Here is a 23,950-nt window from a genome sequence, read left to right on the forward strand (position 1 = left end):
GGCGCGTACCGGCGCGGCGCCGGCACGCGGGAGCGGATCAGGGAACGAGGATCGTCGAACCGGTGGTCTTGCGTGCTTCCAGATCGGCATGCGCGCGACCGACTTCGGCGAGCGGATAGCGCTGGTTGATGCTCGTCTTCACCTTGCCCGACAGGATCACGTCGAACAGCTCGGCGGCCGCGGCTTCGAGATCGGCGCGCTTCGCGATGTACGAGAACAGCGTCGGCCGCGTGAAGAACAGCGAGCCGCGCGACGAGAACTCCTTCGAGTCGATCGGCGGCAGCGGTCCCGACGCGTTGCCGAAGCTGACGAAGTAGCCGAGCGGCGCGAGGCTGTCGAGCGAACCGACGTAGGTGTCCTTGCCGATCGAATCGTAGACGATCGGCACGCCCGCGCCGTTCGTGATGTCCTTCACGCGCTGCGTGAAGTTCTCGCGCGTGTAGACGATCGGGTGATCGCAGCCGTGCGCCTTCGCGAGTTCGGCCTTTTCGTCGGAGCCGACCGTGCCGATCACGGTCGCGCCGAGCGCCTTCGCCCACTGGCACACGAGCAGGCCGACGCCGCCGGCCGCCGCGTGGATCAGGATCGTGTCGCCGGCCTTCACCGGGTACGTGCGGCGCAGCAGGTAGTGCGCGGTCAGCCCCTGCAGCATCACCGACGCCGCGTCGTCGTAGCTGATTCCGTCAGGCAGCTTCACGAGCCGCTCGGCCGGCATCACGCGCTCTTGCGCGTATGCGCCGGGCGGCTGCCCGACATAGGCGACGCGGTCGCCGGTCTTGAACGCGGTCACGCCATCGCCGACGGCCGTCACCTCGCCCGCCGCCTCCATCCCGAGGCCGCCGGGCAGCGGCTGCGGATACAGGCCGGTGCGGAAATACACGTCGATGTAGTTGAGCCCGACCGCGTGCTGCCGGATGCGGACTTCGCCCGCCTTCGGCGCGCCGACCTCGACGTCGACCCACTTCATCACGTCCGGGCCACCCGGCTGGTCGTATCGGATTGCTTTCGGCATCGTTTCGCTCCTCGTTTGTCTGGAATCTGGAAATCCGGTTCGGCGAATGCATCGACGTCGTCCCAACGGCGATGCGTGTGAACGCGGGTCATGGCGGACGATTCTCGCGCGTCGTGCGCGGTCGTGCAGCGCGTCGTCGCAAATCCTTCATATGGGTAGGGTTTTCGCGGAAAACGGATCGCATGAGCCGCGCGTGCGGAAAACGGCGCGGTATGAGACCGGTCGCTGCCGTTCGTTTCCCCCGCTTGCGCAGTCGATGATGTTCGGCACACTTCGTAACGTTGACGTCACGTCGCTCGCGCCGCGATGGCCGGACCCGGCCGGTCGGTCATTTCTCGCCTCGCGCCCCGCGCGCAAAGGATCTGCCGCGCGGCGTCGACGCGCTTTTCCCGCACCGGCGAATGCCGACGTCGATCGGGCGGGAAACCGGTTGTCGCCAAGGTCGTTTACGAGATGACGACCGTGCTAATTTGCCTGCTGCCCAATTCGCCCAGTCCACGCCATGAAGCTCGCTCTTGCCCGGAACGTGTTTGTTTTCGCGTCGTTGTCCGCAAGTATCGGCAGCGCAACCGCGGCCCCGGTACCGCGTGCGGACGGCGTCCGTTTGCTCGACGGCCTGAGCCGTTTCGACAACACGCCGTATGGCGGCGCCGAGCGCCACGCGATGGCCGGGTATCTGGCGGGCGTCGCCGATGCGACCGAAGGCAAGGACTGGTGCGACAACGGGCGTGTCAAACCGGGGGAAATCGATTCGGAAGTGCTCCACGATCTCGGGAAACGGCCAAGAGATGCGCTGAAGGCGAATGCGGCAGTCCTGGTCACATACGTCTTGCGACAAAAATACCCGTGCCGTTAGCAGCGCCTGAAATACCGGACATTGCCTCTCACCGGAACGAAACGAACGGCTAGGTGGGCAATTGTTCATCACGTCTCGGAAGGTTGCGTTTTTAGCGTTGAACCCATGCTGATCATCGACACAAATGACTTTCGACTTCAGATGGAGCCCGTTGCTGCGCGACGCGACGAACCGGGAGGGCCGTATCTTGAATGGATCGATGTACGAATCCAATTGACGGTACCGGGTATCCAGGCGGAAGGGCAATGGAGTGTCATGCCCGACGAGTTGCGACAATTTCGGCAACAGATTCGATCTGTTCAAATGCAGCTTCAAGCCGGGCAACGAGCGGAGTTAACAGGCGTTGAGCCGGGGTTTGAGCTGACATTGCGAACACTTGATCGAGGCGCAATCGTGGGCGACTGGCGCTTTCAGCCAACTCCTCCCGACGGCGCGTGCATTACGGGGCATTGTGGACTGGATCAGTCCTTCTTGCCCGAACTGCTTCAAGGAGTTGAATCCCTTCTATCGTTCGCCGGAACGAGCAGTTCGCCATAGTCCAGGCGCTATCGCGCGAGGTCCGCGCGTTGGCCGGCGCCGTGACCTGTCCCGCGACGGCTTCGACGAACGCGCAAGCGCGCTCGTCCGCTCGATTGCCTGTCGCGTGATCGCGCCAACACGCTGTGCCGACAGGCGCGGCGCGCTGAAGCACCGAGCCGGTCGTTGCGTGACAACGCACCGACCGGCTCGCACGACAGCGAAGCACGCGGCACAACCGCCGATCGGATACGGCACCCTTTCAGACAGAACCCGACCGTTAATGCGGAGCACTCCAGAACAGCTCGTCAGCGCACGTCCTGCATGCTCCTCGCCAGATCGTCGAGCAGCATCCGCGCGGTCGCGACGTTGGTCGCGACCGGCACGTCGTGCACGTCGCACGCGCGCACCAGCGCGGTGATGTCGGGGTCGTGCGGCTGCGCGGTCATCGGGTCGCGCAGGAACACGACGAGGTCGACGCGGCCGTCGGCCAGTTCCGCGCCGATCTGCAGGTCGCCGCCGAGCGGCCCCGACAGCTTGCGCTCGACCTCGAGCCCGTGCGCGGCCGCGATGCGGCCGCCCGTCGTGCCCGTCGCGACCAGCCGGCATTGCGCGAGCGTCTCGCGAAACTGACCCGCGAGCGCGACGATCTCGTCCTTCTTCGCGTCATGCGCGATCAGTGCGATACGGGGTTTGCTCATCTCCAGTTCCTTCGTCGTTCGGTTGTCGTCGTCGTGAATCGAAAAGCGCGGGTCAGAACGTGCCCGGATACGCGCCGCCGTCGAGCAGCCAGTTCTGCCCGGTGATGTAGCCCGCGTGCACGCTGCACAGGAACGCGCAGGCCGCGCCGAATTCGGCACGCGTGCCGAGGCGCCCGGCCGGGATGTCCTTCGTGCGGCGCGCGCGCATCTCGTCGACCGTCACGCCCTGCGCCTTCGCCGACGCGGCGAGCGTCGTCGCGATCCGGTCGGTATCGAACAGCCCCGGCAGCAGGTTGTTGATCGTCACGCCCTGCCCCGCGACCTTGCGCGACAGCCCCGCGACGAAGCCGGTCAGCCCCGAGCGCGCGCCGTTCGACAACGCCAGCACGTCGATCGGCGCCTTCACCGCCGAACTCGTGATGTTGACGATCCGGCCGAAGCCGCGCGCGATCATCCCGTCGATGGTCGCGCGGATCAGCTCGATCGGCGTCAGCATGTTCGCGTCGAGCGCGCGGATCCAGTCGTCGTGGGAGAAATCGCGGAAGTCGCCGGGCGGCGGGCCGCCGGCATTCGTCACGAGAATGTCCGGCTGCGGGCACGCGGCGAGCGCGGCCGCGCGGCCGTCCGGCGTCGTGATGTCGCACGCGACCGCCGTGACCGACACGTTCGCGCCGGCGCGGATCTCTTCCGCGGTTTCCTCCAGCGTGTCGCGCGTGCGCGCGACGATCACGAGGTTCACGCCCTCGGCGGCCAGCGCTTCCGCGCAGCCGCGCCCGAGGCCCTTGCTGGCCGCGCACACGAGCGCGGTCTTTCCTTCGATGCCGAGATCCATCTTCGCTTCCCTGGTGGCGCGCGTGCCGACGCGGCTCCCCGTTGCCGCCGGCCGGCAGGCAAACGGGCGAACGGGCGGGCGCGGCACGCGGATTGTCGTGAGACGTCGATAATATCCGGATCGCGCGGCGCGCCTTGGTAAAATTGCGGCCATGAGCGACGGCCGGCCCACACCCGCCGCCGCCCCCGATCCCCTTTTGCCGTCAAGGCACCCCGTCATGAAACAGGACAGCCGTTTCCCGAACCTCTTCATCACCGATCACCCGCTGATCCAGCACAAGCTCACGCACATGCGCGACAAGGACACGTCCACGCGCACGTTCCGCGAACTGCTGCGCGAGATCACGCTGCTGATGGGCTATGAGATCACCCGCAATCTGCCGATCACGACCAAGCGGGTCGAAACCCCGCTGGTGGCGGTCGACGCACCGGTGATCGCCGGCAAGAAGCTCGCGATCGTGCCCGTGCTGCGCGCGGGCATCGGGATGTCGGACGGCCTGCTCGACCTGGTGCCGTCCGCGCGCGTCGGCCACATCGGCGTGTACCGCGCCGACGACCATCGCCCGGTCGAATACCTGGTGCGCCTGCCGGACCTGGAAGACCGCATCTTCATCCTGTGCGACCCGATGGTCGCGACCGGCTATTCGGCCGTGCACGCGGTCGACGTGCTCAAGCGCCGCAACGTGCCGGCCGCGAACATCATGTTCGTCGCGCTCGTCGCCGCGCCCGAGGGCGTGCAGGTGTTCCAGGACGCGCACCCCGACGTGAAGCTGTTCGTCGCGTCGCTCGACTCGCACCTGAACGAGCACGCGTACATCGTGCCGGGCCTGGGCGACGCCGGCGACCGCCTGTTCGGCACCAAGAACTGACCGCACCAGGCGTCCGGCGCCGCCGTGCCGCGCGGCCCGGCGCGCCGCGACGGCCGCCCTGGCCGTTCGGCCATGCGCGGCGGCCCCGAACCGGCGGTCGCCGCGTGATAAAATCACGCTCCACTCGACACGCGCGGCCCCGCGGCTTCATGCCCGCCGACACGGCCGCCGATTCAACGACACACTGAAACAATCGCCCGCGCCGCGCGCCCGGGCACGGAGAAAGGTATGGCTGGTCATTCGAAATGGGCCAACATCAAGCATAAGAAGGCAGCGGCCGACGCGAAGCGCGGCAAGATCTGGACCCGCCTGATCAAGGAAATCCAGGTGGCGGCGCGCCTCGGCGGCGGCGACGTCAACTCGAACCCGCGCCTGCGTCTCGCGGTCGACAAGGCGGCCGACGCGAACATGCCGAAGGACAACGTCAAGCGCGCGATCGATCGCGGCGTCGGCGGCGCGGACGGCGCGAACTACGAAGAGATCCGTTACGAAGGCTACGGCATCGGCGGCGCGGCGATCATCGTCGACACGCTGACCGACAACCGCACGCGCACGGTCGCGGAAGTGCGCCACGCATTCTCGAAGTTCGGCGGCAACATGGGCACCGACGGCTCGGTCGCGTTCATGTTCGATCACGTCGGCCAGTTCCTGTTCGCGCCCGGCACGTCGGAAGACGCGCTGATGGAAGCCGCGCTCGAAGCCGGCGCGAACGACGTCAACACGAACGACGACGGCTCGATCGAAGTGCTGTGCGACTGGCAGGCATTCTCGGCGGTGAAGGACGCGCTCGAAGCCGCGGGCTTCAAGGCCGAACTCGCCGAAGTGACGATGAAGCCGCAGAACGAAGTCGAATTCACCGGCGACGACGCGGCGAAGATGCAGAAGCTGCTGGACGCGCTCGAGAACCTCGACGACGTGCAGGACGTGTACACGAACGCCGTCATCGTCGAGGAATGAGATGCCGGCCGCCGCGCACCTGTCGCGGCGGCGGCCCGACCGATTCCGCGGCCGGCGCGCCTGAGCGTGCCGGCCGCCCTGTTTTCTAGTCTGCGGGGAATCCCATGAAACTACTCGTCGTCGGTTCCGGCGGCCGCGAACATGCGCTGGCGTGGAAGCTCGCGCAGTCGCCGCGCGTCCAGATGGTCTACGTCGCGCCCGGCAATGGCGGCACGGCGCAGGACGAGCGTCTGAAGAACGTCGACATCACGGCGCTCGACGAACTCGCCGATTTCGCGGAACGCGAAGGCGTCGCGTTCACGCTCGTCGGGCCGGAAGCGCCGCTCGCGGCCGGCATCGTCAACCTGTTCCGCGCACGCGGCCTGAAGGTATTCGGCCCGACCCGCGAAGCCGCGCAGCTCGAAAGCTCGAAGGATTTCGCGAAGGCGTTCATGAAGCGCCACGGCATCCCGACCGCCGACTACGAAACCTTCGCCGACGCGGCCGCCGCCCATGCGTACATCGACGCGAAGGGCGCGCCGATCGTCGTGAAGGCCGACGGCCTCGCGGCCGGCAAGGGCGTCGTCGTCGCGATGACGCTGGAAGAAGCGCATGCGGCCGTCGACATGATGCTGTCGGGCAACAAGCTCGGCGATGCCGGCGCGCGCGTCGTGATCGAGGAATTCCTCGATGGCGAGGAAGCCAGCTTCATCGTGATGGTCGACGGCAAGCACGCGCTGGCGCTGGCTTCGAGCCAGGACCACAAGCGCCTGCTCGACGAGGATCGCGGCCCGAACACCGGCGGCATGGGCGCGTATTCGCCCGCGCCGATCGTCACGCCGCAGATGCACGCACGCGTGATGCGCGAGATCATCATGCCGACCGTGCGCGGGATGGAGAAGGACGGCATCCGCTTCACGGGCTTCCTGTACGCGGGCCTGATGATCGACAAGGACGGCAATCCGCGCACGCTCGAGTTCAACTGCCGGATGGGCGACCCGGAAACGCAGCCGATCATGGCGCGCCTGAAGAGCGATTTCTCGAAGGTCGTCGAGCAGGCGATCGCGGGCACGCTCGACACCGTCGAGCTCGACTGGGATCGCCGTACCGCGCTGGGCGTCGTGCTGGCCGCGCACGGCTACCCGGACGCGCCGCGCAAGGGCGACCGCATCAACGGCATCCCGGCCGAAACCGAACAGGCCGTGACGTTCCATGCGGGCACGACGCTCGCCGACGGCGACAAGCTCGTGACGTCCGGCGGCCGCGTGCTGTGCGTGGTCGGCCTCGCCGATTCGGTGCGCGAAGCGCAGCAGCATGCATACGACACGATCAACCAGATCAACTTCGAAGGCATGCAGTACCGCCGCGACATCGGCTTTCGCGCGCTCAACCGCAAGAGCGCGTGACGTCGCCGTCGCCGCCCCGCGCGCTCGCGGCGGCGGCCCCTCTGCCGGGGTTCGATAGAATGCCCGGCAGACGCTTTTTTTACGGCCCCCGCGTCAGGCGGGGGCAGCCAGTCCAGACATGACCGATTCGACCTACGACGTGGCGCGCGTGCGCACGTACCTCCAGGGCCTGCAGACACGGATCGCCGACGCGCTCGGCGCGCTCGACGGCACGCCGCTCGCGACCGACACGTGGCAGCGCGGGCCGGCCGAACGCCTGCGCGGCGGCGGCTGCACGCGGATTCTCGAAGGCGGCCGCGTGTTCGAACGCGCGGGAATCGGCTTTTCCGACGTCGCGGGCGACGCGCTGCCGCCGTCGGCGAGCGCGGCGCGCCCGCAGCTCGCGGGCCGCGGCTTCGAGGCGCTCGGCGTGTCGCTCGTGCTGCACCCGCGCAATCCGTACTGCCCGACCGTGCACATGAACGTGCGGATGCTGATCGCGACGAAACCGGGCGAGGCGCCCGTGTTCTGGTTCGGCGGCGGCATGGATCTGACACCGGTTTACGGTTTCGAGGACGATGCGCGGCATTTCCACCAGACCTGCAAGGATGCGCTCGACCCGTTCGGCCTCGAGCTCTACCCGCGCTTCAAGCAATGGTGCGACGAATATTTCTTCCTGAAGCACCGCAACGAAACGCGCGGCATCGGCGGGATCTTCTTCGACGATTTCTCGGAGCCCGGTTTCGAACGCTCGTTTGACCTGATGCAAAGCGTCGGCGATGCGTTCCTGCACGCGTACCTGCCGATCGTCGAGCGCCGCGCCGAGTTGCCGTACGGCGAGCGCGAGCGCGACTTCCAGGCCTACCGGCGCGGCCGCTACGTCGAATTCAACCTCGTGTTCGACCGCGGCACGCTGTTCGGGCTGCAAAGCGGCGGCCGGACCGAGTCGATCCTGATGTCGATGCCGCCGGTCGCGAACTGGCGCTACAACTGGCAGCCCGAGCCGGGCTCGCCGGAAGCGCGCCTGTATAGCGACTTCCTCGTGCCGCGCGACTGGGTCTGAACCCGCCCGCCCCGCTGCCCCAACGAAAGGACGCGTTTCTCTGGACACCACCACCCGCCCCGCCCCGCTGCCGCGCCGTATCGGCTTGCTGGGCGGCACCTTCGACCCGATCCACGACGGCCATCTCGCACTCGCGCGCCGGTTCGCCGAACTGCTCGACCTGACCGAGCTCGTGTTGCTGCCCGCCGGACAGCCGTACCAGAAACGCGACGTGTCGGCCGCCGAGCACCGGCTCGCGATGACGCGTGCGGCCGCCGGCACGCTGTCCGTGCCGGGCGTGACCGTGACCGTCGCCACCGACGAGATCGAGCACACCGGCCCGACCTACACCGTCGAGACGCTCGCGCGCTGGCGCGAGCGGATCGGCCCGGATGCGTCGCTGTCGCTGCTGATCGGCGCCGACCAGCTCGTGCGCCTCGATACGTGGCGCGACTGGCGCACGCTGTTCGACTACGCGCACATCGGCGTGTCGACGCGCCCGGGCTTCGAGCTCGGCGCGGCGCCGCCGGACGTCGCGCGGGAAATCGCCGCGCGGCAGGCCGGCGCCGACGTGCTGAAGGCGACGCCGGCAGGCCGCCTGCTGATCGATACGACCCTTTCGTTCGACATCGCCGCGACCGACATCCGCGCGCACCTGCGCGAATGCATCGCACGCCATGCGCAAATGCCCGACGCGTCGGCCGAACATGTGCCGGCCGCCGTATGGGCCTATATTCTTCAACATCGCCTCTACCATTCCTGAACCCATGGATATTCGCAAACTGCAGCGCGTGATCGTCGACGCCCTCGAAGACGTCAAGGCGCAAGACATCAAGGTGTTCAACACCAGCCACCTGACCGAACTGTTCGACCGCGTGGTCGTCGCCTCGGGCACTTCCAACCGCCAGACCAAGGCCCTCGCGTCGAACGTGCGTGACAAGGTCAAGGAAGCCGGCGGCGACGTCGTCAGCTCCGAAGGCGAGGACACCGGCGAATGGGTGCTGGTCGACTGCGGCGACGCGGTCGTGCACATCCTGCAACCGGCGCTGCGCCAGTACTACAACCTCGAGGAAATCTGGGGCGACAAGCCCGTGCGGATGAAGCTCGGCGGCGGCAAGGGCAACGGCTTCGCGACGGCGAGCGAAGACGACGAGGAAGAGGAAGAAGCGTCCGCCCGCCCGGCGCGCAAGACGGCCGCCCGCCGCCGCTGAGTCGCGGCGCGTCTCCCCGATGAAGCTTTTCATCCTCGCGGTCGGCCACAAGATGCCGGGCTGGATCGCATCCGGCTTCGACGAATACACGAAGCGGATGCCGCCCGAGCTGCGCATCGAGTTGCGCGAAATCAAGCCTGAACTGCGTTCGGGCGGCCGCAGCGCCGACAGCGTGATGGCGGCCGAACGGCAGAAGATCGAGGCCGCGCTGCCGAAGGGCGCGCGGCTCGTCGCGCTCGACGAGCGCGGCCGCGACTGGACCACGATGCAGCTCGCGCAGGCGCTGCCCGGCTGGCAGCAGGACGGCCGCGACGTCGCGTTCGTGATCGGCGGCGCCGACGGGCTCGATCCGGAGCTGAAAGCGCGCGCCGACGTGCTGCTGCGCATCTCGAGCATGACGCTGCCGCACGGCATGGTGCGCGTGCTGCTCGCCGAACAGCTTTACCGGGCGTGGAGCATCACGCAGAATCACCCCTACCACCGCGCATGACGTGCCGTCCTCGAGACGCGCGCCGCGCGCGCTCAACGAGATAACGACACCATGCCGTCCAGCACGCCCCCCGCACTTTCCCCGACCCCGCTTTTCCAGACGCTCTACCTCGCTTCGCAAAGCCCGCGCCGCCAGGAGCTGCTGCGGCAGATCGGCGTACGCTTCGAGCTGCTGCTGCCGCGCCCCGACGAGGACGCCGAGGCGCTCGAAGCCGAGCTTCCCGGCGAAGCCGCCGACGCTTACGTGCGGCGCGTGACCGTCGCGAAGGCCGAGGCCGCGCGGGCGCGCCTCGTCGCGAGCGGCAAGCCGGCCGCGCCGGTGCTCGTCGCCGACACCACCGTGACGATCGACGGCGCGATCCTCGGCAAGCCGGCCGACGCCGACGATGCGCTCGCGATGCTGACCCGCCTCGCGGGCCGCGAACACGAGGTGCTCACCGCGGTTGCCGTGATCGGCGCCGACGGCGAACTGCTGCAGCCCGCGCTGTCGCGCTCGTCGGTGCGCTTTGCGGCTGCCCCGCGCGACGCCTTCGCGCGCTACGTCGAAACCGGCGAGCCGTTCGGCAAGGCGGGCGCGTATGCGATCCAGGGGCGCGCCGCTGAATTCATCGAGCGAATCGACGGTTCCCATTCGGGTATCATGGGTCTGCCCCTTTTTGAGACTGCCGCGTTGCTGCGCACCGCGCGCCTCGCCTTCTGAATCCCACCATGAACGAAGAAATCCTGATCAACCTCACGCCCCAGGAAACGCGGGTCGCACTCGTCCAGCAAGGCGCGGTGCAGGAGCTTCACGTCGAGCGCACGCTGTCGCGCGGGCGGGTCGGCAACATCTATCTGGGCAAGGTCGTGCGCGTGCTGCCCGGCATGCAGTCGGCGTTCATCGACATCGGCCTCGAGCGCGCGGCGTTCCTGCACGTCGCCGACATCTGGCATCCGCGCCTCGCCGGCGAGCCGCAGTCGGGCGCGCCGCACCAGCCGATCGAGAAGATCGTGTTCGAAGGCCAGACACTGATGGTCCAGGTGATCAAGGATCCGATCGGCACGAAGGGCGCGCGGCTGTCGACGCAAGTCAGCATCGCGGGCCGCACGCTCGTGTATCTGCCACAGGAACCGCACATCGGGATCTCGCAGAAGATCGAGAGCGAGGCCGAGCGCGAGGCCGTACGCGCGCGCCTGACGGCCGTGATCCCGCCGGACGAGAAAGGCGGCTACATCGTGCGCACGATCGCCGAGGATGCGACCTCCGAGGAGCTGGCCGGCGACGTCACGTACCTGCGCAAGACGTGGGCGACGATCGTCGCGCAAGCGCAGCGGCTGCCGGCGACGAGCCTGCTGTACCAGGATCTCGATCTCGCGCAGCGCGTGCTGCGCGATTTCGCGAACGACGACACGACGCGCATCCAGGTCGATTCGCGCGAGACGTACACGCGTCTCGCGGAATTCGCGGGCGAGTTCACGCCAGCCGTGAGCCCGAAGCTGCATCACTACACGGGCGAGCGGCCGCTGTTCGACCTGTACAACATCGAGACGGAGATCCAGCGCGCGCTGTCGCGCCGCGTCGACCTGAAGTCGGGCGGTTACCTGATGATCGACCAGACGGAGGCGATGACGACGATCGACGTGAACACGGGCGGCTACGTCGGCGCGCGCAACTTCGACGACACGATCTTCAAGACCAACCTCGAGGCCGCGCACACGATCGCGCGGCAACTGCGGCTGCGCAACCTCGGCGGCATCATCATCATCGACTTCATCGACATGGAGAACGCCGAGCATCGCGACGCGGTGCTGTCCGAGCTGAAGAAGGCGCTGTCGCGCGACCGCACCCGCGTGACGGTCAACGGCTTCTCGCAGCTCGGGCTCGTCGAGATGACGCGCAAGCGCACGCGCGAATCGCTCGCGCACGTGCTGTGCGAACCGTGCCCGACCTGCCAGGGCAAGGGCCAGGTGAAGACGTCGCGCACCGTGTGCTACGACATCCTGCGCGAGATCCTGCGCGAATCGCGGCAGTTCAACCCGCGCGAGTTCCGCGTGATCGCCGCGCAGCAGGTGATCGACCTGTTCCTCGACGAGGAGTCGCAGCATCTGGCGATGCTGATCGATTTCATCGGCAAGCCGGTGTCGCTGCAGGTCGAGTCGAATCTGAGCCAGGAGCAGTACGACATCGTGCTGATGTAACCTTTCGCCCATCCGCCGCCAGCATTGCCGGGCGGTGCCCCGATGCGGCGTCCGGGCTGTTCGCGCATGCCGCGCCGGCCCCGCCGCCGCCCTTTCATTGACCCTTTTCGCATTCACCACACACCATGAGCCAAGGCCACAACCGCCGCCAGCGCAAGAAACTCCACATCGGCGAATTCCAGGAACTCGCGTTCAACGCCACCGCGCATTACCGCAACGACATGACCGACCTCGAGCGCGGCCAGTTGATCGATGCGTTCATCGACTTCGTCGAAGCGAACGGACTGCTGACCGTCGCGTCCGCGGACGAAGGCATCGGCGCGTACGTGATCTCCGGCGCGCCGCGCGGCACGACGACCGACGCCGACCGCGAACGCGTGCGCGGGTGGCTGGCCGCCCGCCCGGAACTGACCGACGTCAAGGTCAGCGAATTCACAGACGCGTGGTATCCGGACGCCTGATTTCGGGATTTCACGCGGCTTAAGACGGCGCTCGCGCCGTCCCGCCACGACGGCCGGCCACGCTGGCGTCGCTTTTCCGAATGGTCATGATCGCGGCGGGCGTTGCGACGCTGAAGTCGCTGTCCGCGGGCGTCGGCTCGGCTCGCCGAGCCGACGCACCGGCGGCGCCCGCGTCGTTGTCGACGATCCGGCGCCGCCGCCGGACCGCCGGCCGGCCTTCGATCCCTTCCTTTTCCCGACGGCCGGCCTGCAACCCGCCATCGAAATCGGTCCTGAAAGCAAGACACGTTAAACTCTCACCTCGCGTGGTGCGCCGCCCGCACCCGCCATCCATCGCCAGCCGCGTGCCCTCGGGCCGCCCCCGACCCATGGAGTGAGTGTCAATGAGCGGCGGACTCCCGTTTCCCGCATCCCGCAAGTCGTTGCCGTCGTCGACGGTCTTCCTGATTCTCGCCGCCGCCGCGCTGCTGTCCGGCTGCGGACTGCTGCCGGTCCAGAACCCGCCCGCACCGATCAGCGAGGCGCTCGTCGAGCCGGTCGAGGAGACAGCCGGCGAGCCGCTGACGATGCCGCCCGTGCCCGCGCCGACGCAACCGGAGGCGCCGGAAGCGCCGAAGAAGCCGCACCGCGAGGTCGCTCGGCCGAAGCCCGTGCAGCGCCCCGAATCGCCGACCCCGCCGCCGCCGCCCCCGCCGATCGTCGCGACGCGCCCGCTCGACCGTACCCAGATCCATGCGCTGCTCGACAGCGAGGTCGCGCGCCGCAACGGCAAGGTGGTCGGCCGCGCGGTCGACATGGTGGTCGACGCGAGCGGCAAGCCGCGCGAGATGATCGTCAATCTGCAGGGCTTCATGGGCATCGGCGACCGCAAGGTCATCTTCCCGTGGAACGTGTTCCGCTTCACGCCGGGCGGCAAGCAGGAGCCGATCGTGCTCGACGTACCGTCGGGCGACCTGCCGCCGGCCGCGCGGCCGAAGGCCGTGCCGCTGTCCGGCTCGGCCGCGGCGTCGCCGGCGACGCGCCTGCCGATGCTCGACAGCGACGTCGAGCGCCCGAACGGCACGAAGATCGGCCGGATCGTCGACGTGCTGATCGACCGCGGCGCCCAGCCGCAGGCCGTCGTGCTCGACCTCGGCGGGCTCGTCAATACCGACCGGCGTTCGATCGCCGCGAGCTGGGGCGCGCTGCGCTTCGTCACGCGCGACAAGGCGCTGCGCGCGCAACTCGACCTGAACGACGCGCAGATCAAGGCGTCGCCGCCGTACGCGGCCGACAGACCGATCGTCGCCGTCTTCCCGCCCGTTGCCCCGGCGGCGCCGGCTTCGTCTGCGAGTGCCACCCGATGACGATCAAGCATTCCGTCAGCGTTCGCAGTCTCCGGGCCCTCGACTGGCTCAACTTTTTCGTTGCAAACGTTCAAACCGGGTTCGGTCCGTTCATCGCGTCCTACCTCGCGTCGCACAAGTGGACGCAGGGCGAGATCGGCATGGTGCTGTCGATCGGCACGATCAGCGCGATGGTCAGCCAGGTGCCGGGCGGCGCCGCCGTCGATGCGCTGAAAAACAAGAAAGGCGCGGCCGCGTGGGCGATCGCGGCCATCATCCTGTCCGCGGTGCTGCTCGCGTCGAGCCCGACGATCGTGCCGGTGATCGCCGCCGAGGTGTTCCACGGTTTTGCCAGCTGCATGCTGGTGCCGGCGATGGCGGCGATCTCGTTCTCGCTCGTCGGCCGCGCCGACCTCGGCGACCGGCTCGGCCGCAACGCGCGCTGGGCGTCGATCGGCAGCGCGGTCGCGGCCGGCCTGATGGGGCTGACCGGCGAATACTTCTCCGCGCGCGCGGTGTTCTGGCTGACCGCCGTGCTGGCGCTGCCCGCGCTGTTCGCGCTCGCGATGATCCAGCCGACGCACCAGGTGATTCCGCAGTCGTCGAAGCCTGACGACGTCGACGAAGCCGGCGAGCGCGAAACGCTGCTCGAACTGCTGCGCGATCGCCGGATGCTGATCTTCGCGGCCTGCGTCGTGCTGTTCCATCTGTCGAACGCCGCGATGCTGAACCTCGCGGCCGGCGAAGTCACGGCCGGGATGGGCGAGAACGTGCAGCTCGTGATCGCCGCGTGCATCATCGTGCCGCAGGCGATCGTCGCGATGCTGTCGCCATGGGTCGGCCGCTCCGCGCAGCGCTGGGGGCGCCGGCCGATCCTGCTGCTCGGCTTCTCCGCGCTGCCGGTGCGCGCGCTGCTGTTCGCCGGCGTCAGCAGTCCGTACCTGCTCGTGCCGGTGCAGATGCTCGACGGCATCAGCGCGGCCGTGTTCGGCGTGATGCTGCCGCTGATCGCGGCCGACGTCGCGGGCGGCAAGGGCCGCTACAACCTGTGTATCGGGCTGTTCGGGCTCGCGGCCGGGATCGGCGCGACGCTCAGCACCGCGGTGGCCGGCTACGTCGCCGATCACTTCGGCAACGCGGTCAGCTTCTTCGGGCTCGCGGCCGCCGGCGCGCTCGCGGTGCTGCTGGTGTGGCTCGTGATGCCCGAAACGCGCGTCGGGAACGGCGACGCGACGGCCGACGAACCGGCGGCCGCGTCGCCCGAACAGGCGCATTGACGGCGGCGCACCGCCGCTACCCGCTTCTTGACCGACGCACGATGGATACGATCAGGACACTCAACGAAGCCCGTCAGCAGATCCAGCAGTCGATCTTCGATCTGTTCAAGGGGCTGTCATTCAGCGAGCGGCTCGCGCAAGGCGGACTGATGGCGCTGCAGGCGGTGTGCGGCGCGTGCCTTGCGTATGCGATCGGCCGCGCGATGCATACCGAGCAGGCCGTATGGGCGGCGATCACCGCGATCGCGGTCACGCAGCACAACTACTCGGACACGATGTCGCTGTCGCGCGACCAGTTCATCGGCGCGATGGTCGGCGGCGTACTCGGTTTCGCCGGTGCGGCGCTGGGCGGCGATCGCCTCGTCGCGTACGCGATCACGGTCGCGGTCGTGATCGTCTGCTGCTGGTGCCTGAACATCGGCAGCGCGGCACGGCTCGGCGGCGTGACCGCGACGATCGTGCTGCTGTTCCCGGGCAACGGCCCGCTGTGGGACGTTCCGCTGATCCGGCTCGGCGAAGTGACGCTCGGCACGGTGTGCGCGCTCGGCGTGTGCTGGGTGATGTCGAGAATCGAGCGGCGCTGGTTCGGCCGCGCGGCGGCCAGGTGATGCGGCGCCGGGCGACGCGCCCGGCAGCCGGATGAACGATCGGAACGCTGCGTGACAGCGACGGGTGACGGGCCGGGTGGTTACGGACCGACCCGCAGCACGATGCCCGAGCCGATCTGCACGAGCAGGTAGTCGCCGCCGACGCCGACCCAGTGATAGCCGCGCGGCGGCGCGCTCAGGTGGTAGCCGCGCCAGTCGTCGACCACGTACTGACGATCGCGGAATTCGTCCGGCAGCCGGTCGCCCTTGTGCCAGTCGCGGCGCGGCCCGTCGGCCCAGCGCGGCGGTACGTCGTCGCGATGCATCGCGTGGCCGGGCGGCACGTGTTTCGGGCCATGCCCGCGATGCATGCCGGGGCCGCCGCGGTCATCGCGATTGCCGTGGTTACCGTGATCCTGCGCCATCGCCGCCGTCGCGGCGCAGCCCGCCGCGATCAGTGCGGCCAGCATCATGCCGTGCATCCTCTTCATTGTCCTTCCCTCCGTGGTGTCACGTCGAACAAGAAACGACCAGGACTGCCCGATGAAGATAGCACACGGCATCGCGTGGCCGCATGACCTTGGGTCACGCCGCCTGCTGCTGGTACTGGATCCGGTGCAGGTGCGCGTAGAGGCCGCCGTGGCGCAGCAGTTCGTCATGGCTGCCCTCTTCGACGATCTTGCCGGCCTCGAGCACGAGGATGCGGTCCGCGCGCTCGATCGTCGACAGCCGGTGCGCGATCACCAGCGTCGTACGACCTTCCATCAGCCGTTCGAGCGCGGCCTGCACGTGGCGCTCCGACTCGGAATCGAGCGCCGACGTCGCTTCGTCGAGGATCAGGATCGGCGCGTCCTTGTAGATCGCGCGCGCAATCGCGAGCCGCTGGCGCTGGCCGCCGGACAGCCGCATCCCGTTGCCGCCGACCAGCGTGTCGAGCCCGTCGGGCATCGCGGCGACCGCGTCGGCGAGGTTCGCGGCCTCGAGCGCGGCCTGCACGCGCGCACGGTCGGGCGTCTGCCCGTAGGCGACGTTCGCGGCGATCGTGTCGTTGAACAGCACGACGTCCTGGCTGACCATCGCCATCTGGCTGCGCAGTGCGTGGAGGTCGTAGTCGGATACCGACACGCCGTCGACCAGGATCGTGCCGTCCGTCGGGTCGAAGAAGCGCGGCAGCAGGTTCACGAGCGTCGTCTTGCCGCTGCCGGACGGGCCGGCCAGCGCGATCATTTCGCCCGGCGCGACCTTGAACGAGATGCGGTCGAGCGTCGGCCGCTCGGCCGCGCCGTAGTCGAACGACACGGCGCGGAACTCGATCTCGCCGCGCGCCTGCGACAGCGGCCGCCCGCCGCCCTGCGGCTCGGCCGGCTCGTCGATCAGCCCGAAGATCAGCTCGGCGGCCGTCATCCCTCGCTGCAGCGGCTGGTTGACGTCGATCAGGTGCTTGAGCGGCGAGATCACGAGCAGCATCGACGTGACGAACGCGACGAACCCGCCGACCGTCGTCTGGTCGTTCGACGACTGCACGACCGCGATCGTGATCACGACCGCGAGCGCGATCGACGCGAGAAACTGCGTGAGCGGCTGCGCGAGGCCGCCCGAGATCGTCATGCGCATCGCGTAGCCGCGCAGGCGCTTGCTCATCGTCGTGAAGCGGTCCATCTCGTACGCTTCGCCGTTGTGCACCTTGACGACCTTGTAGCCGCCGACCGTCTCCTCGACGATGTACGACAGTTCGTTGGTGAGCGTCTGGTGTTCGCGGTTCAGGCGACGCAGCCGGCGATTGATCTTGCTGACGAGCCAGCCGATGCCCGGCAGGATCACCGCGACGATCAGCGTGAGCCGCCAGTTCAGGTAGAACAGGTAGCCGAGCAGGAAGATCACCGTCAGCGAATCGCGCACGAGCGTGACCATCACGCCCGTCAGCACCGACAGGATCTGGTTGACCTCGAACACGATCGCGTTGATCACCGTGCTCGCGGTTTCGCGCTGGAAGAACGACGCGCCGGTATGGATCATCCGCTGGAACATCTCGAGCCGCAGTTGCAGCAGGATGCGGTTCGATACGTAGTTGAGCAGGTAGTTGGACGTGTACTGCGACACGCCGCGCACGAGCGCGAGGCCGATCACCGCGATCGGCACGTACCATTTCGCGCGATCGCTGCCGTGCGCGCCGAAGCCGTGGTCGAGCAGCGGCTTGAGCAGCGCCGGAATCCCGGCCTCGGTAGCCGCGACGACGCCCATCGTCATCACGGCGAGCACCACGATGCCGATGAGCGGCCGGATGTACGGCCACAGGCGTTTGAGAACCGTGATCGGCGACGTACCGGTGCCGTCCATCGGTTTGCGAAGAGTGTTCTGGGTTTCCAAGGCAATCCTTCTTGAGCCGCGACGCGGCGCCCGGAGCGTGGCTGCCCGGGATTCGCCCCCGTCCGGCGGGTGCCGAAAAAGGCCCAACATTATAGCCGTACCGCCCCCCGCCGGCACGGCCGTGGCCGCAGCGGCCGCCGGCCGGCGCGCGGGTATACTGCCGCTCACCGTTTTCTCCGCCTTTTCGACGATTTCATGGCAGAACCCACCCTCGGCGTCGCCCTCATCGCCCTCAACGCATCCGCGCGGCTCGCGCAGTGCCTCGATGCGCTGTCGTTCGCCGACGACGTCGTCGTGATCGACGGCGGCAGCACCGACGATACCGTCGCGATCGCGCAAGCGCACGGCGCGCGCGTGATCGTCGAGCGCGACTGGCCGGGCTTCGGCCCGCAGAAGAATCGTGCGGTCGACGCGCTCGACACCGACTGGATCCTGTCGCTCGATACCGACGAAATCGTCACACCGGAACTCGCGCGATCGATCCGCGACGCAATCCGCGCCCCGGCCGCGCAGGTCTATGCGCTCGACCGGCTGTCCAGCTTCTGCGGCCAGTGGATCCATCACAGCGGCTGGTATCCGGACTGGGTGCCGCGGCTGTTCCGGCGCGGCGCCGCGCGGTTCTCGGACGATCTCGTGCACGAGCGCCTCGTATTCGATACCGCCGCACAGCGCCTGGCCGGCAAGCTGATGCACTACTCGTACGAGGATTTCGAAACGGTCGTGCGCAAGCTCGACGCGTATTCGACGGCCGGCGCGCGCCAGCGCCGCGCGGCTGGCCAGCGCGGCGGCTTCGGCAAGGCGCTCGGCCGCGGCGCGTGGGCGTTCGTGCGCACCTACGTGCTGCGGCGCGGCTTCCTCGACGGCCGCGCGGGCTTCATGATCGCCGTGTTCAACGCTGAAACCGTGTATTACCGCTTCCTGAAGCTCGGTCACGAACCGGCACGCTAGGCAAGCACCCGGCACGCGGCCGGCCCGGCGTTACAATGCCGGGCCGCGCGCACCGCGCGTGTCCGCCCGAGCGGCTGCGCCACGCGCCGCGCGCCACGACGACCACCGAATCCGACCGCCATGTTCTCCATCATCATCCCGACCTGGAACAACCTGCCGTACCTCAAGCTCGTCGTCGACAGCCTGCGTCGCCACTCCGCGTACGACCATCAGATCATCGTGCACGTGAACGACGGCTCGGACGGCACGCTCGACTGGGTGCGCAACGAAGGGATCGAGCACACCGCGTCGCCGGCCAACATCGGCATCTGCCATGCGGTCAACCTGGCCGCCGCGCGCGCCACGCGCGACTACGTCGTCTACATGAACGACGACATGTTCTGCTGCCCGGGCTGGGATACGGCGCTCGTGCGCCGCATCGAACGGATGCCGACCGACCTGTTCATGCTGTCGGGCACGATGATCGAGCCGGTCGACACGCGCAACCCGTGCGTCGTCGTCAGCAATTTCGGCCGCGACGCCGAACAGTTCGACGCCGCCGCCCTGATCGCCGCGACGCCGAAGCTCGCGCGCGCGGACTGGCTCGGCTCGACGTGGCCGCCGACGCTCGTGCACCGCGACTGGTGGAACCGCATCGGCGGCTACAGCAGCGAGTTGTCGCCGGGCATGAGCAGCGACAACGACTTCTCGATGAAATTCTGGGATGCCGGCTGCCGGATCTTCGTCGGCGTCGGCGACAGCCTCGTGTACCACTTCCAGCAAAAGAGCACCGGAAAGATCGTCAAGAACGACGGCCGTCGCCAGTTTCTGAACAAATGGGGCATGACCCAGGCGACGTTCGACCGCTACTACCTGCATCGCGGCGAACCGGTCGGCACGCAGATCGCGCTCGATACGCCGGTCGTGGAAGGTCGCCTCAAGCGCGCGCTGTTGCGCTCGCGAATCAAGCGCGCGTTCAGCTGATCGGACCCCGAAAACTGCGCAGAAACCTGTCGTGCTTCGCGTATACTGCGCCGTTCGTCCCGGATCGCTCGCCGGGATAGGCGGCGCGGGGCGCGATGTCCGCGAGCCGCATTCGTCCATACGACAGGTTCCAATGCTTTCGTTTTCCACTCCCGCCACGCGGCGCCTGACCGCCGCCCGTGCATTCGCCGTCGCCGCGCTGTGCATGGTGCCCGTCTCGACCGCGCTGACCAACGTGTTCTGCGGGCTGTTCGCCGCCGCGCTCGTGATCTCCCCCGAATTCTGGCGTGACCTGCGCTCGTTCGTCACCGATCCGGCTTCGCTCGCGGCGTTGCTGATCCTGGCCGCGCTGGCCGCGAGCGTCGCCTATACGGTCGCGCCGCACAACAAGGCGTGGAACTGGGTCGCGAAGTACGACAAGCTGCTGCTGCTGCCATTCGCCGTGCTCGCGTTCCGTCATTCGAACTGGGCGCCGATCGTGCGGCGCTGCTGGTTCGGCACGCTGTGCGTGGTCCTGCTGCTATCGACGACCAACTATCTCGGGCTCACCGCGATCGGGCCGGCGTATGCGACCCAGTTGCCGCTGTCGCGCGCGTGGGTGTTCAAGAACCACATCGCCGCCGGCATGTTCGGCGCACTGCTCTTCTACCAGGCGGCCGATCTCGCGCTGGCGGCCCGCACGACGCTGTCGCGCGCCGCCTATGCGTTCGTCGCGGCATTGGCGCTCGTCAACGTGTTCGTGATGCTGCAGGGGCGCACCGGGCAGGTCATCGCGCTGTTGCTGATCCTCGTCGTCGCGGTGCGTTTCGTGCTGTTGCTGCGCCGGCAGTCCGCGCTGCGCGCGGGGCTCGCCGCCGGCGTGCTCGTATTGGCGGGCGTCGCGCTCGTGGTCGCTGCATGCACGGTTCACAACGGCCGTCTGACGAAGGTCGTGACGGAAGTGCAGCAATATCGGCAGAGCGATGCAGCCACGTCGACCGGGCTGCGCCTCGAGTGGTACAAGAAGGGGCTCGAACTGTATCGCCAGCGCCCGGTGATCGGCTACGGCGCGGGCGGCCTCGAATCCGAATTCGAGAAGCTCACGGCCGGCAAGACGGCCGCCGAAGGCCAGCTCACGTCGAATCCGCACAACGAATATCTGCTGATGGCCGTGCAGCTCGGCACGCTCGGCCTGCTGCTGTTCGTCAACCTGATCGTGCAGATCGCGCGCGGCAGCCGTGCGCTCGATCCGCGCTCGCGGCACCTGCTGCTCGCGTGGCTCGCGATCTTCGCGATCGGCAGTCTCGCGAATTCGCTGCTGCTGGATTTCGCCGAAGGGCACCTGATCGTGCTGCTGGCCGGCATTCTGCTCGGCTGCGGCGAACGCAGCGAAGCGCTGCCGCGCGAAACGTCGGCGATCCGACGCAGCGTGTAACGCACGCCGGCATACGTTCCGCTGCCCTGCCGACCAGCGCCGGCGGCAGCGGATGTCCGCCATCGATGTAGTCCCGCCGCGTGGCGCTTCGCGAAACAACCCTTCCGCGAACGAAAAAAGGCACGCGTCAGTCGGTTCCGGTGCGGCGCAGCCGTGACGTGTCGACGACGATGTCGGCCGGGCCCGGCGGAGTCAGCCCGAGCATCTCGGCCGCCGCGGCCTTCACGCGCTGCGCGCCGAGATGGGCGAGGCAGTCGCTGCGGCTGTCGACATGACGCTCGCAGCCTTCGTGCCGGCACGGCACGCAATCCCCGTCCCCCTGCAACAGCCACACGTTCCCATGCCGGCCGGAGCCGCGCAGCGCCCACGGATTCTCGGTCGCGGGCCAGTGCTGCGGCCACGGCCCCCAGCGCACGGGGTCGGACGGCCCGAACAGTGCGATCGTGTCGGTGCCCGTCGCGGCCGCGACGTGGGTCGCGCCGGTGTCGGGGCCGATGAAGAGCCGCGCGCGCCGCACGAGTTCCGCGCTCTCGCCGAACGTCAGGCGGCCGACCAGGTTCAGCACGTCACCGCCCGCCTCGGTCGCGACCTGCTCCGCATATTCGCGCTCGCGGTCGGCCGGGCCGCCCGACAACGCCACCGCGAAGCCCTGCTCGCGCAGCCAGCCGATCATTTCGACCCAACCGTCGAGCCGCCATTGCTTGTAACGGAACATCGGATACGGATGCAGCACGACCAGTGGCTTGCCGGCGCGGATCGCCGGCGACTCGGCGAGGCACGCGTCGAAACGCGCGCGCCGCGCGGGATCGTCGCCGATGCCGGGCGCGACGACCTCGGACACCGGCTCGATGCCGATCACCGGCGCGAGCGCCAGCGTACTGACGACCGTATGCGCGGATTCGTGGTGATTGATCGCGATTCCGTGCAGCATCATCCGCGTGAGCCACGTGACGCGATCCGGATCGACGAGACCGACTCGCTTGCGGCCGGCGAACCAGCTATAGAAACGCGGCCGGTCGGAACTCAGCGCCGCGCACGCGAGATCGTAGCGGCGCCACATCGACAGCGCGTCGCGCAGCCGCTCGCCCAGTCCCGCGCGCTGCGCGACGACGATCACGCGCCGCACGTCCGGATTGTGCTCCAGCACGCCCTCGGTGCCGCGAAACACCAGCATGTCGATCTGCGCGTCCGGCCAGCGGGCCTTCAGCGACCGTACGAGCGGTGTCGTCAACAGTACGTCGCCGATACGGCGAGGCGCGGCGACGAGGATGGTTCTGGGCGGACGGGCGGAAGAAAACAGGGCCACGGCAATCGTCTGGCTGGCTGAACAAGGCTGGCAATGTACAGGATTTTGCAGCAGCCGGCGCGGCGCCGCACACCGGTCGTGCAGGCTGCCGCGATACGTCCCTGCGCAGCCGGGCATCGCAGTATGTGCGGCTGGTACGGCCCGCCGGGCGCTACGAAGCGATCGTCACGGTCGCAGGCGCCGCCGCGGCCGGCCGCGCGCACGCCGTGCCGGCCGGCGCTTCGTCGCGGTGGCACGCCTGCGGCAGCAGGTGGCGCACAGCGCGCTCGACCGCATCGACGCCGATCGCATCGACGGTCGGGCCCGCGCGCAGGACCACGTGCGGCACACCGAGCGGATGCCAGCGCAGGTATTTCTCGGGACGGTCCTCGAACAGGGCGGCCACCGGCACGCCGAGCGCCGACGCAAGGTGGACGGGCGCGCTGTCGGCCGAGACGATCGCATCGAGCAGGCTCGCGGCCGCGACCAGCTCGGCGACCGACGCCGGCGCGACATGCCGTGCATTCACGTCGCGCCACAGGTCGCCTTCGGCAGCATGGCCGATGGCCGGATCGCGAAACACGATGACATCCGCGACGGGGGCGAGCCGCTCGCCGAGGTCGCGCCAGCGCTCGGCGGGCCAGCGGCGCTCGACCGCCTTGTTTGATACGAACAGCCCGACGCGCGGCTTCGTGCGCGCGCCGAGCAGGTGATGCCACGCTTCCTGCAGCGCGCGGTCGGGATGAACCGACAGCTCGAGACGGTCGAGATCGGCGCAGCCGAGTTCGGGCACCAGGCGAAAACCCGACAACGCCTCGTGGCACATCGGCCGCTGCGCGACATGCTCGGGCTTGCGATCGTCGAATTCGGTCTCGGCATCGTGCCAGCGGCAATCCTTCGCGCGAAGCTGGCGCGCGAACTGCATGCTGCTGCGGTGCATGCCGCCGTTCGGCACGATCACGAGGTCGAACCGCAAGCGGCGCAGACGGCGCACGAGGCGCAGCCGGTCGAAGAATGCGCGCATCCGTCCGGGACGGTCGTTGCGCTCGCACTGGCGGCTGTACACGTAGGTGTGGATGGCGTGCACGTCCGGGTTGCCGGCCAGCGCGGCCGCGTTGTAGCGGTTCGCGACCACATGCAGCTCCGCGCCCGGCCAGCGCGCCTTCAGCGCGCGGAGAAACGCCGTCGTGCACAGCATGTCGCCCAGAAAATCAATCCGGATCACGAGGATCCGCTGCATCGGGTTCCCATTGGCCATGGTCTTGTGGTGGTGACAATCAGTTTTTATCGTCGCGAC

Annotated in this window: 25 protein-coding genes; 18 read left to right on the top strand and 7 right to left on the bottom strand. The window is 68.4% G+C overall.

The genetic code is table 11. The features are described from left to right. Positions 1–37: 37 nt before the first annotated feature. Entirely contained in the window at positions 38–1,012 is a 975-nt protein-coding gene (locus LGN10_RS07210) for a quinone oxidoreductase family protein (protein ID WP_226222499.1), read from the bottom strand. Positions 1,013–1,514: 502 nt separating this feature from the next. Here LGN10_RS07210 and LGN10_RS07215 point away from each other — a divergent pair. Both LGN10_RS07215 and LGN10_RS07220 read left to right on the top strand, forming a co-directional pair. Then, positions 1,515–1,868, top strand: coding sequence for a Rap1a/Tai family immunity protein (locus LGN10_RS07215; protein ID WP_059583664.1), 354 nt, complete (start codon positions 1,515–1,517; stop codon positions 1,866–1,868). A 105-nt stretch (positions 1,869–1,973) separates the two neighbouring features. Further along, positions 1,974–2,405 carry a hypothetical protein gene (locus tag LGN10_RS07220; RefSeq protein ID WP_124658753.1) on the top strand — a complete coding sequence of 144 codons (432 nt, stop codon included), beginning with the start codon at positions 1,974–1,976 and terminating at the stop codon, positions 2,403–2,405. A 287-nt stretch (positions 2,406–2,692) separates the two neighbouring features. Here the strand turns inward: LGN10_RS07220 and LGN10_RS07225 are convergent, their stop codons facing one another. Both LGN10_RS07225 and LGN10_RS07230 read right to left on the bottom strand, forming a co-directional pair. Further along, positions 2,693–3,085 (bottom strand): methylglyoxal synthase, encoded by a 393-nt coding sequence (locus tag LGN10_RS07225; RefSeq protein ID WP_226222501.1) that lies wholly within the window; start codon positions 3,083–3,085, stop codon positions 2,693–2,695. Between the two features lie 52 nt (positions 3,086–3,137). After that, entirely contained in the window at positions 3,138–3,917 is a 780-nt protein-coding gene (locus tag LGN10_RS07230) for an SDR family oxidoreductase (protein WP_060312052.1), read from the bottom strand. Between the two features lie 217 nt (positions 3,918–4,134). Between LGN10_RS07230 and upp the strand changes: the two genes are divergently transcribed. The 13 genes from upp (at position 4,135) to LGN10_RS07295 (ending at position 15,697) form a co-directional block, all read left to right on the top strand. After that, the gene (upp, locus tag LGN10_RS07235) at positions 4,135–4,785 is read left to right on the top strand and encodes a uracil phosphoribosyltransferase (RefSeq protein ID WP_006481871.1); all 651 of its coding nucleotides are present in this window, start codon (positions 4,135–4,137) and stop codon (positions 4,783–4,785) included. Between the two features lie 228 nt (positions 4,786–5,013). After that, on the top strand, positions 5,014–5,742 hold the full coding sequence (locus LGN10_RS07240; RefSeq protein ID WP_059583669.1) for a YebC/PmpR family DNA-binding transcriptional regulator: 729 nt from the start codon (positions 5,014–5,016) through the stop codon (positions 5,740–5,742). Positions 5,743–5,846: 104 nt separating this feature from the next. Further along, complete coding sequence (gene purD, locus LGN10_RS07245) at positions 5,847–7,127, top strand: phosphoribosylamine--glycine ligase (protein WP_059646530.1); 1,281 nt, start codon at positions 5,847–5,849, stop codon at positions 7,125–7,127. Between the two features lie 118 nt (positions 7,128–7,245). Next, positions 7,246–8,169, top strand: coding sequence for an oxygen-dependent coproporphyrinogen oxidase (gene hemF, locus LGN10_RS07250; protein ID WP_060312048.1), 924 nt, complete (start codon positions 7,246–7,248; stop codon positions 8,167–8,169). Then, complete coding sequence (locus LGN10_RS07255; RefSeq protein WP_373453012.1) at positions 8,135–8,911, top strand: nicotinate-nucleotide adenylyltransferase; 777 nt, start codon at positions 8,135–8,137, stop codon at positions 8,909–8,911. Before hemF ends, LGN10_RS07255 begins: the two co-directional genes overlap by 35 nt. 4 nt (positions 8,912–8,915) lie before the next feature. Next, positions 8,916–9,359: a ribosome silencing factor gene (gene rsfS / locus LGN10_RS07260; RefSeq protein WP_089465016.1), complete on the top strand. Its 444-nt coding sequence runs from the start codon at positions 8,916–8,918 to the stop codon at positions 9,357–9,359. Positions 9,360–9,378: 19 nt separating this feature from the next. Then, complete coding sequence (rlmH, locus tag LGN10_RS07265) at positions 9,379–9,849, top strand: 23S rRNA (pseudouridine(1915)-N(3))-methyltransferase RlmH (protein ID WP_048249282.1); 471 nt, start codon at positions 9,379–9,381, stop codon at positions 9,847–9,849. Between the two features lie 51 nt (positions 9,850–9,900). Beyond that, the gene (locus LGN10_RS07270) at positions 9,901–10,548 is read left to right on the top strand and encodes a Maf family protein (protein ID WP_089465017.1); all 648 of its coding nucleotides are present in this window, start codon (positions 9,901–9,903) and stop codon (positions 10,546–10,548) included. An 8-nt stretch (positions 10,549–10,556) separates the two neighbouring features. After that, positions 10,557–12,026, top strand: coding sequence for a ribonuclease G (gene rng / locus LGN10_RS07275; protein ID WP_059583675.1), 1,470 nt, complete (start codon positions 10,557–10,559; stop codon positions 12,024–12,026). Between the two features lie 125 nt (positions 12,027–12,151). Next, entirely contained in the window at positions 12,152–12,487 is a 336-nt protein-coding gene (locus LGN10_RS07280; RefSeq protein WP_059583676.1) for a YggL family protein, read from the top strand. 383 nt (positions 12,488–12,870) lie between these two features. Beyond that, positions 12,871–13,833 carry a PRC-barrel domain-containing protein gene (locus LGN10_RS07285; protein ID WP_226222503.1) on the top strand — a complete coding sequence of 321 codons (963 nt, stop codon included), beginning with the start codon at positions 12,871–12,873 and terminating at the stop codon, positions 13,831–13,833. Next, a complete protein-coding gene (locus LGN10_RS07290; protein WP_059583682.1) occupies positions 13,830–15,089 on the top strand; it encodes an MFS transporter in 1,260 nt (419 codons plus the stop codon). Before LGN10_RS07285 ends, LGN10_RS07290 begins: the two co-directional genes overlap by 4 nt. 41 nt (positions 15,090–15,130) lie before the next feature. Continuing rightward, on the top strand, positions 15,131–15,697 hold the full coding sequence (locus LGN10_RS07295; protein ID WP_059583684.1) for an FUSC family protein: 567 nt from the start codon (positions 15,131–15,133) through the stop codon (positions 15,695–15,697). An 80-nt stretch (positions 15,698–15,777) separates the two neighbouring features. Here the strand turns inward: LGN10_RS07295 and LGN10_RS07300 are convergent, their stop codons facing one another. Both LGN10_RS07300 and msbA read right to left on the bottom strand, forming a co-directional pair. Further along, complete coding sequence (locus tag LGN10_RS07300) at positions 15,778–16,167, bottom strand: RcnB family protein (RefSeq protein ID WP_059646521.1); 390 nt, start codon at positions 16,165–16,167, stop codon at positions 15,778–15,780. A 94-nt stretch (positions 16,168–16,261) separates the two neighbouring features. Further along, complete coding sequence (gene msbA / locus LGN10_RS07305) at positions 16,262–18,013, bottom strand: lipid A export permease/ATP-binding protein MsbA (protein WP_059646519.1); 1,752 nt, start codon at positions 18,011–18,013, stop codon at positions 16,262–16,264. Between the two features lie 225 nt (positions 18,014–18,238). Between msbA and LGN10_RS07310 the strand changes: the two genes are divergently transcribed. The 3 genes from LGN10_RS07310 (at position 18,239) to LGN10_RS07320 (ending at position 21,368) form a co-directional block, all read left to right on the top strand. Beyond that, the gene (locus tag LGN10_RS07310) at positions 18,239–18,991 is read left to right on the top strand and encodes a glycosyltransferase family 2 protein (protein WP_059646516.1); all 753 of its coding nucleotides are present in this window, start codon (positions 18,239–18,241) and stop codon (positions 18,989–18,991) included. Between the two features lie 120 nt (positions 18,992–19,111). After that, positions 19,112–19,954 (top strand): glycosyltransferase family 2 protein, encoded by an 843-nt coding sequence (locus LGN10_RS07315; protein WP_226222505.1) that lies wholly within the window; start codon positions 19,112–19,114, stop codon positions 19,952–19,954. Between the two features lie 133 nt (positions 19,955–20,087). After that, the gene (locus tag LGN10_RS07320) at positions 20,088–21,368 is read left to right on the top strand and encodes an O-antigen ligase family protein (protein ID WP_226222507.1); all 1,281 of its coding nucleotides are present in this window, start codon (positions 20,088–20,090) and stop codon (positions 21,366–21,368) included. 127 nt (positions 21,369–21,495) lie between these two features. Here the strand turns inward: LGN10_RS07320 and LGN10_RS07325 are convergent, their stop codons facing one another. Both LGN10_RS07325 and LGN10_RS07330 read right to left on the bottom strand, forming a co-directional pair. Continuing rightward, positions 21,496–22,674 (bottom strand): glycosyltransferase family 9 protein, encoded by a 1,179-nt coding sequence (locus tag LGN10_RS07325; protein WP_226222509.1) that lies wholly within the window; start codon positions 22,672–22,674, stop codon positions 21,496–21,498. A 151-nt stretch (positions 22,675–22,825) separates the two neighbouring features. Continuing rightward, positions 22,826–23,911 (bottom strand): glycosyltransferase family 9 protein, encoded by a 1,086-nt coding sequence (locus tag LGN10_RS07330; protein WP_226222510.1) that lies wholly within the window; start codon positions 23,909–23,911, stop codon positions 22,826–22,828. Between the last annotated feature and the right edge of the window lie 39 nt (positions 23,912–23,950).

The organism is Burkholderia sp. AU32262 (assembly GCF_020419985.1).
Classification (GTDB): Bacteria; Pseudomonadota; Gammaproteobacteria; order Burkholderiales; family Burkholderiaceae; genus Burkholderia; species Burkholderia semiarida.

Bases quoted from the DNA above. Each gene is read 5' to 3' on its own strand.
- LGN10_RS07210 (WP_226222499.1), bottom strand. From the start codon at position 1,012: ATGCCGAAAGCAATCCGATACGACCAGCCGGGTGGCCCGGACGTGATG.
- LGN10_RS07215 (WP_059583664.1), top strand. From the start codon at position 1,515: ATGAAGCTCGCTCTTGCCCGGAACGTGTTTGTTTTCGCGTCGTTGTCC.
- LGN10_RS07220 (WP_124658753.1), top strand. From the start codon at position 1,974: ATGCTGATCATCGACACAAATGACTTTCGACTTCAGATGGAGCCCGTT.
- LGN10_RS07225 (WP_226222501.1), bottom strand. From the start codon at position 3,085: ATGAGCAAACCCCGTATCGCACTGATCGCGCATGACGCGAAGAAGGAC.
- LGN10_RS07230 (WP_060312052.1), bottom strand. From the start codon at position 3,917: ATGGATCTCGGCATCGAAGGAAAGACCGCGCTCGTGTGCGCGGCCAGC.
- upp (WP_006481871.1), top strand. From the start codon at position 4,135: ATGAAACAGGACAGCCGTTTCCCGAACCTCTTCATCACCGATCACCCG.
- LGN10_RS07240 (WP_059583669.1), top strand. From the start codon at position 5,014: ATGGCTGGTCATTCGAAATGGGCCAACATCAAGCATAAGAAGGCAGCG.
- purD (WP_059646530.1), top strand. From the start codon at position 5,847: ATGAAACTACTCGTCGTCGGTTCCGGCGGCCGCGAACATGCGCTGGCG.
- hemF (WP_060312048.1), top strand. From the start codon at position 7,246: ATGACCGATTCGACCTACGACGTGGCGCGCGTGCGCACGTACCTCCAG.
- rsfS (WP_089465016.1), top strand. From the start codon at position 8,916: ATGGATATTCGCAAACTGCAGCGCGTGATCGTCGACGCCCTCGAAGAC.
- rlmH (WP_048249282.1), top strand. From the start codon at position 9,379: ATGAAGCTTTTCATCCTCGCGGTCGGCCACAAGATGCCGGGCTGGATC.
- LGN10_RS07270 (WP_089465017.1), top strand. From the start codon at position 9,901: ATGCCGTCCAGCACGCCCCCCGCACTTTCCCCGACCCCGCTTTTCCAG.
- rng (WP_059583675.1), top strand. From the start codon at position 10,557: ATGAACGAAGAAATCCTGATCAACCTCACGCCCCAGGAAACGCGGGTC.
- LGN10_RS07280 (WP_059583676.1), top strand. From the start codon at position 12,152: ATGAGCCAAGGCCACAACCGCCGCCAGCGCAAGAAACTCCACATCGGC.
- LGN10_RS07285 (WP_226222503.1), top strand. From the start codon at position 12,871: ATGAGCGGCGGACTCCCGTTTCCCGCATCCCGCAAGTCGTTGCCGTCG.
- LGN10_RS07290 (WP_059583682.1), top strand. From the start codon at position 13,830: ATGACGATCAAGCATTCCGTCAGCGTTCGCAGTCTCCGGGCCCTCGAC.
- LGN10_RS07295 (WP_059583684.1), top strand. From the start codon at position 15,131: ATGGATACGATCAGGACACTCAACGAAGCCCGTCAGCAGATCCAGCAG.
- LGN10_RS07300 (WP_059646521.1), bottom strand. From the start codon at position 16,167: ATGAAGAGGATGCACGGCATGATGCTGGCCGCACTGATCGCGGCGGGC.
- msbA (WP_059646519.1), bottom strand. From the start codon at position 18,013: ATGGACGGCACCGGTACGTCGCCGATCACGGTTCTCAAACGCCTGTGG.
- LGN10_RS07310 (WP_059646516.1), top strand. From the start codon at position 18,239: ATGGCAGAACCCACCCTCGGCGTCGCCCTCATCGCCCTCAACGCATCC.
- LGN10_RS07315 (WP_226222505.1), top strand. From the start codon at position 19,112: ATGTTCTCCATCATCATCCCGACCTGGAACAACCTGCCGTACCTCAAG.
- LGN10_RS07320 (WP_226222507.1), top strand. From the start codon at position 20,088: ATGCTTTCGTTTTCCACTCCCGCCACGCGGCGCCTGACCGCCGCCCGT.
- LGN10_RS07330 (WP_226222510.1), bottom strand. From the start codon at position 23,911: ATGGCCAATGGGAACCCGATGCAGCGGATCCTCGTGATCCGGATTGAT.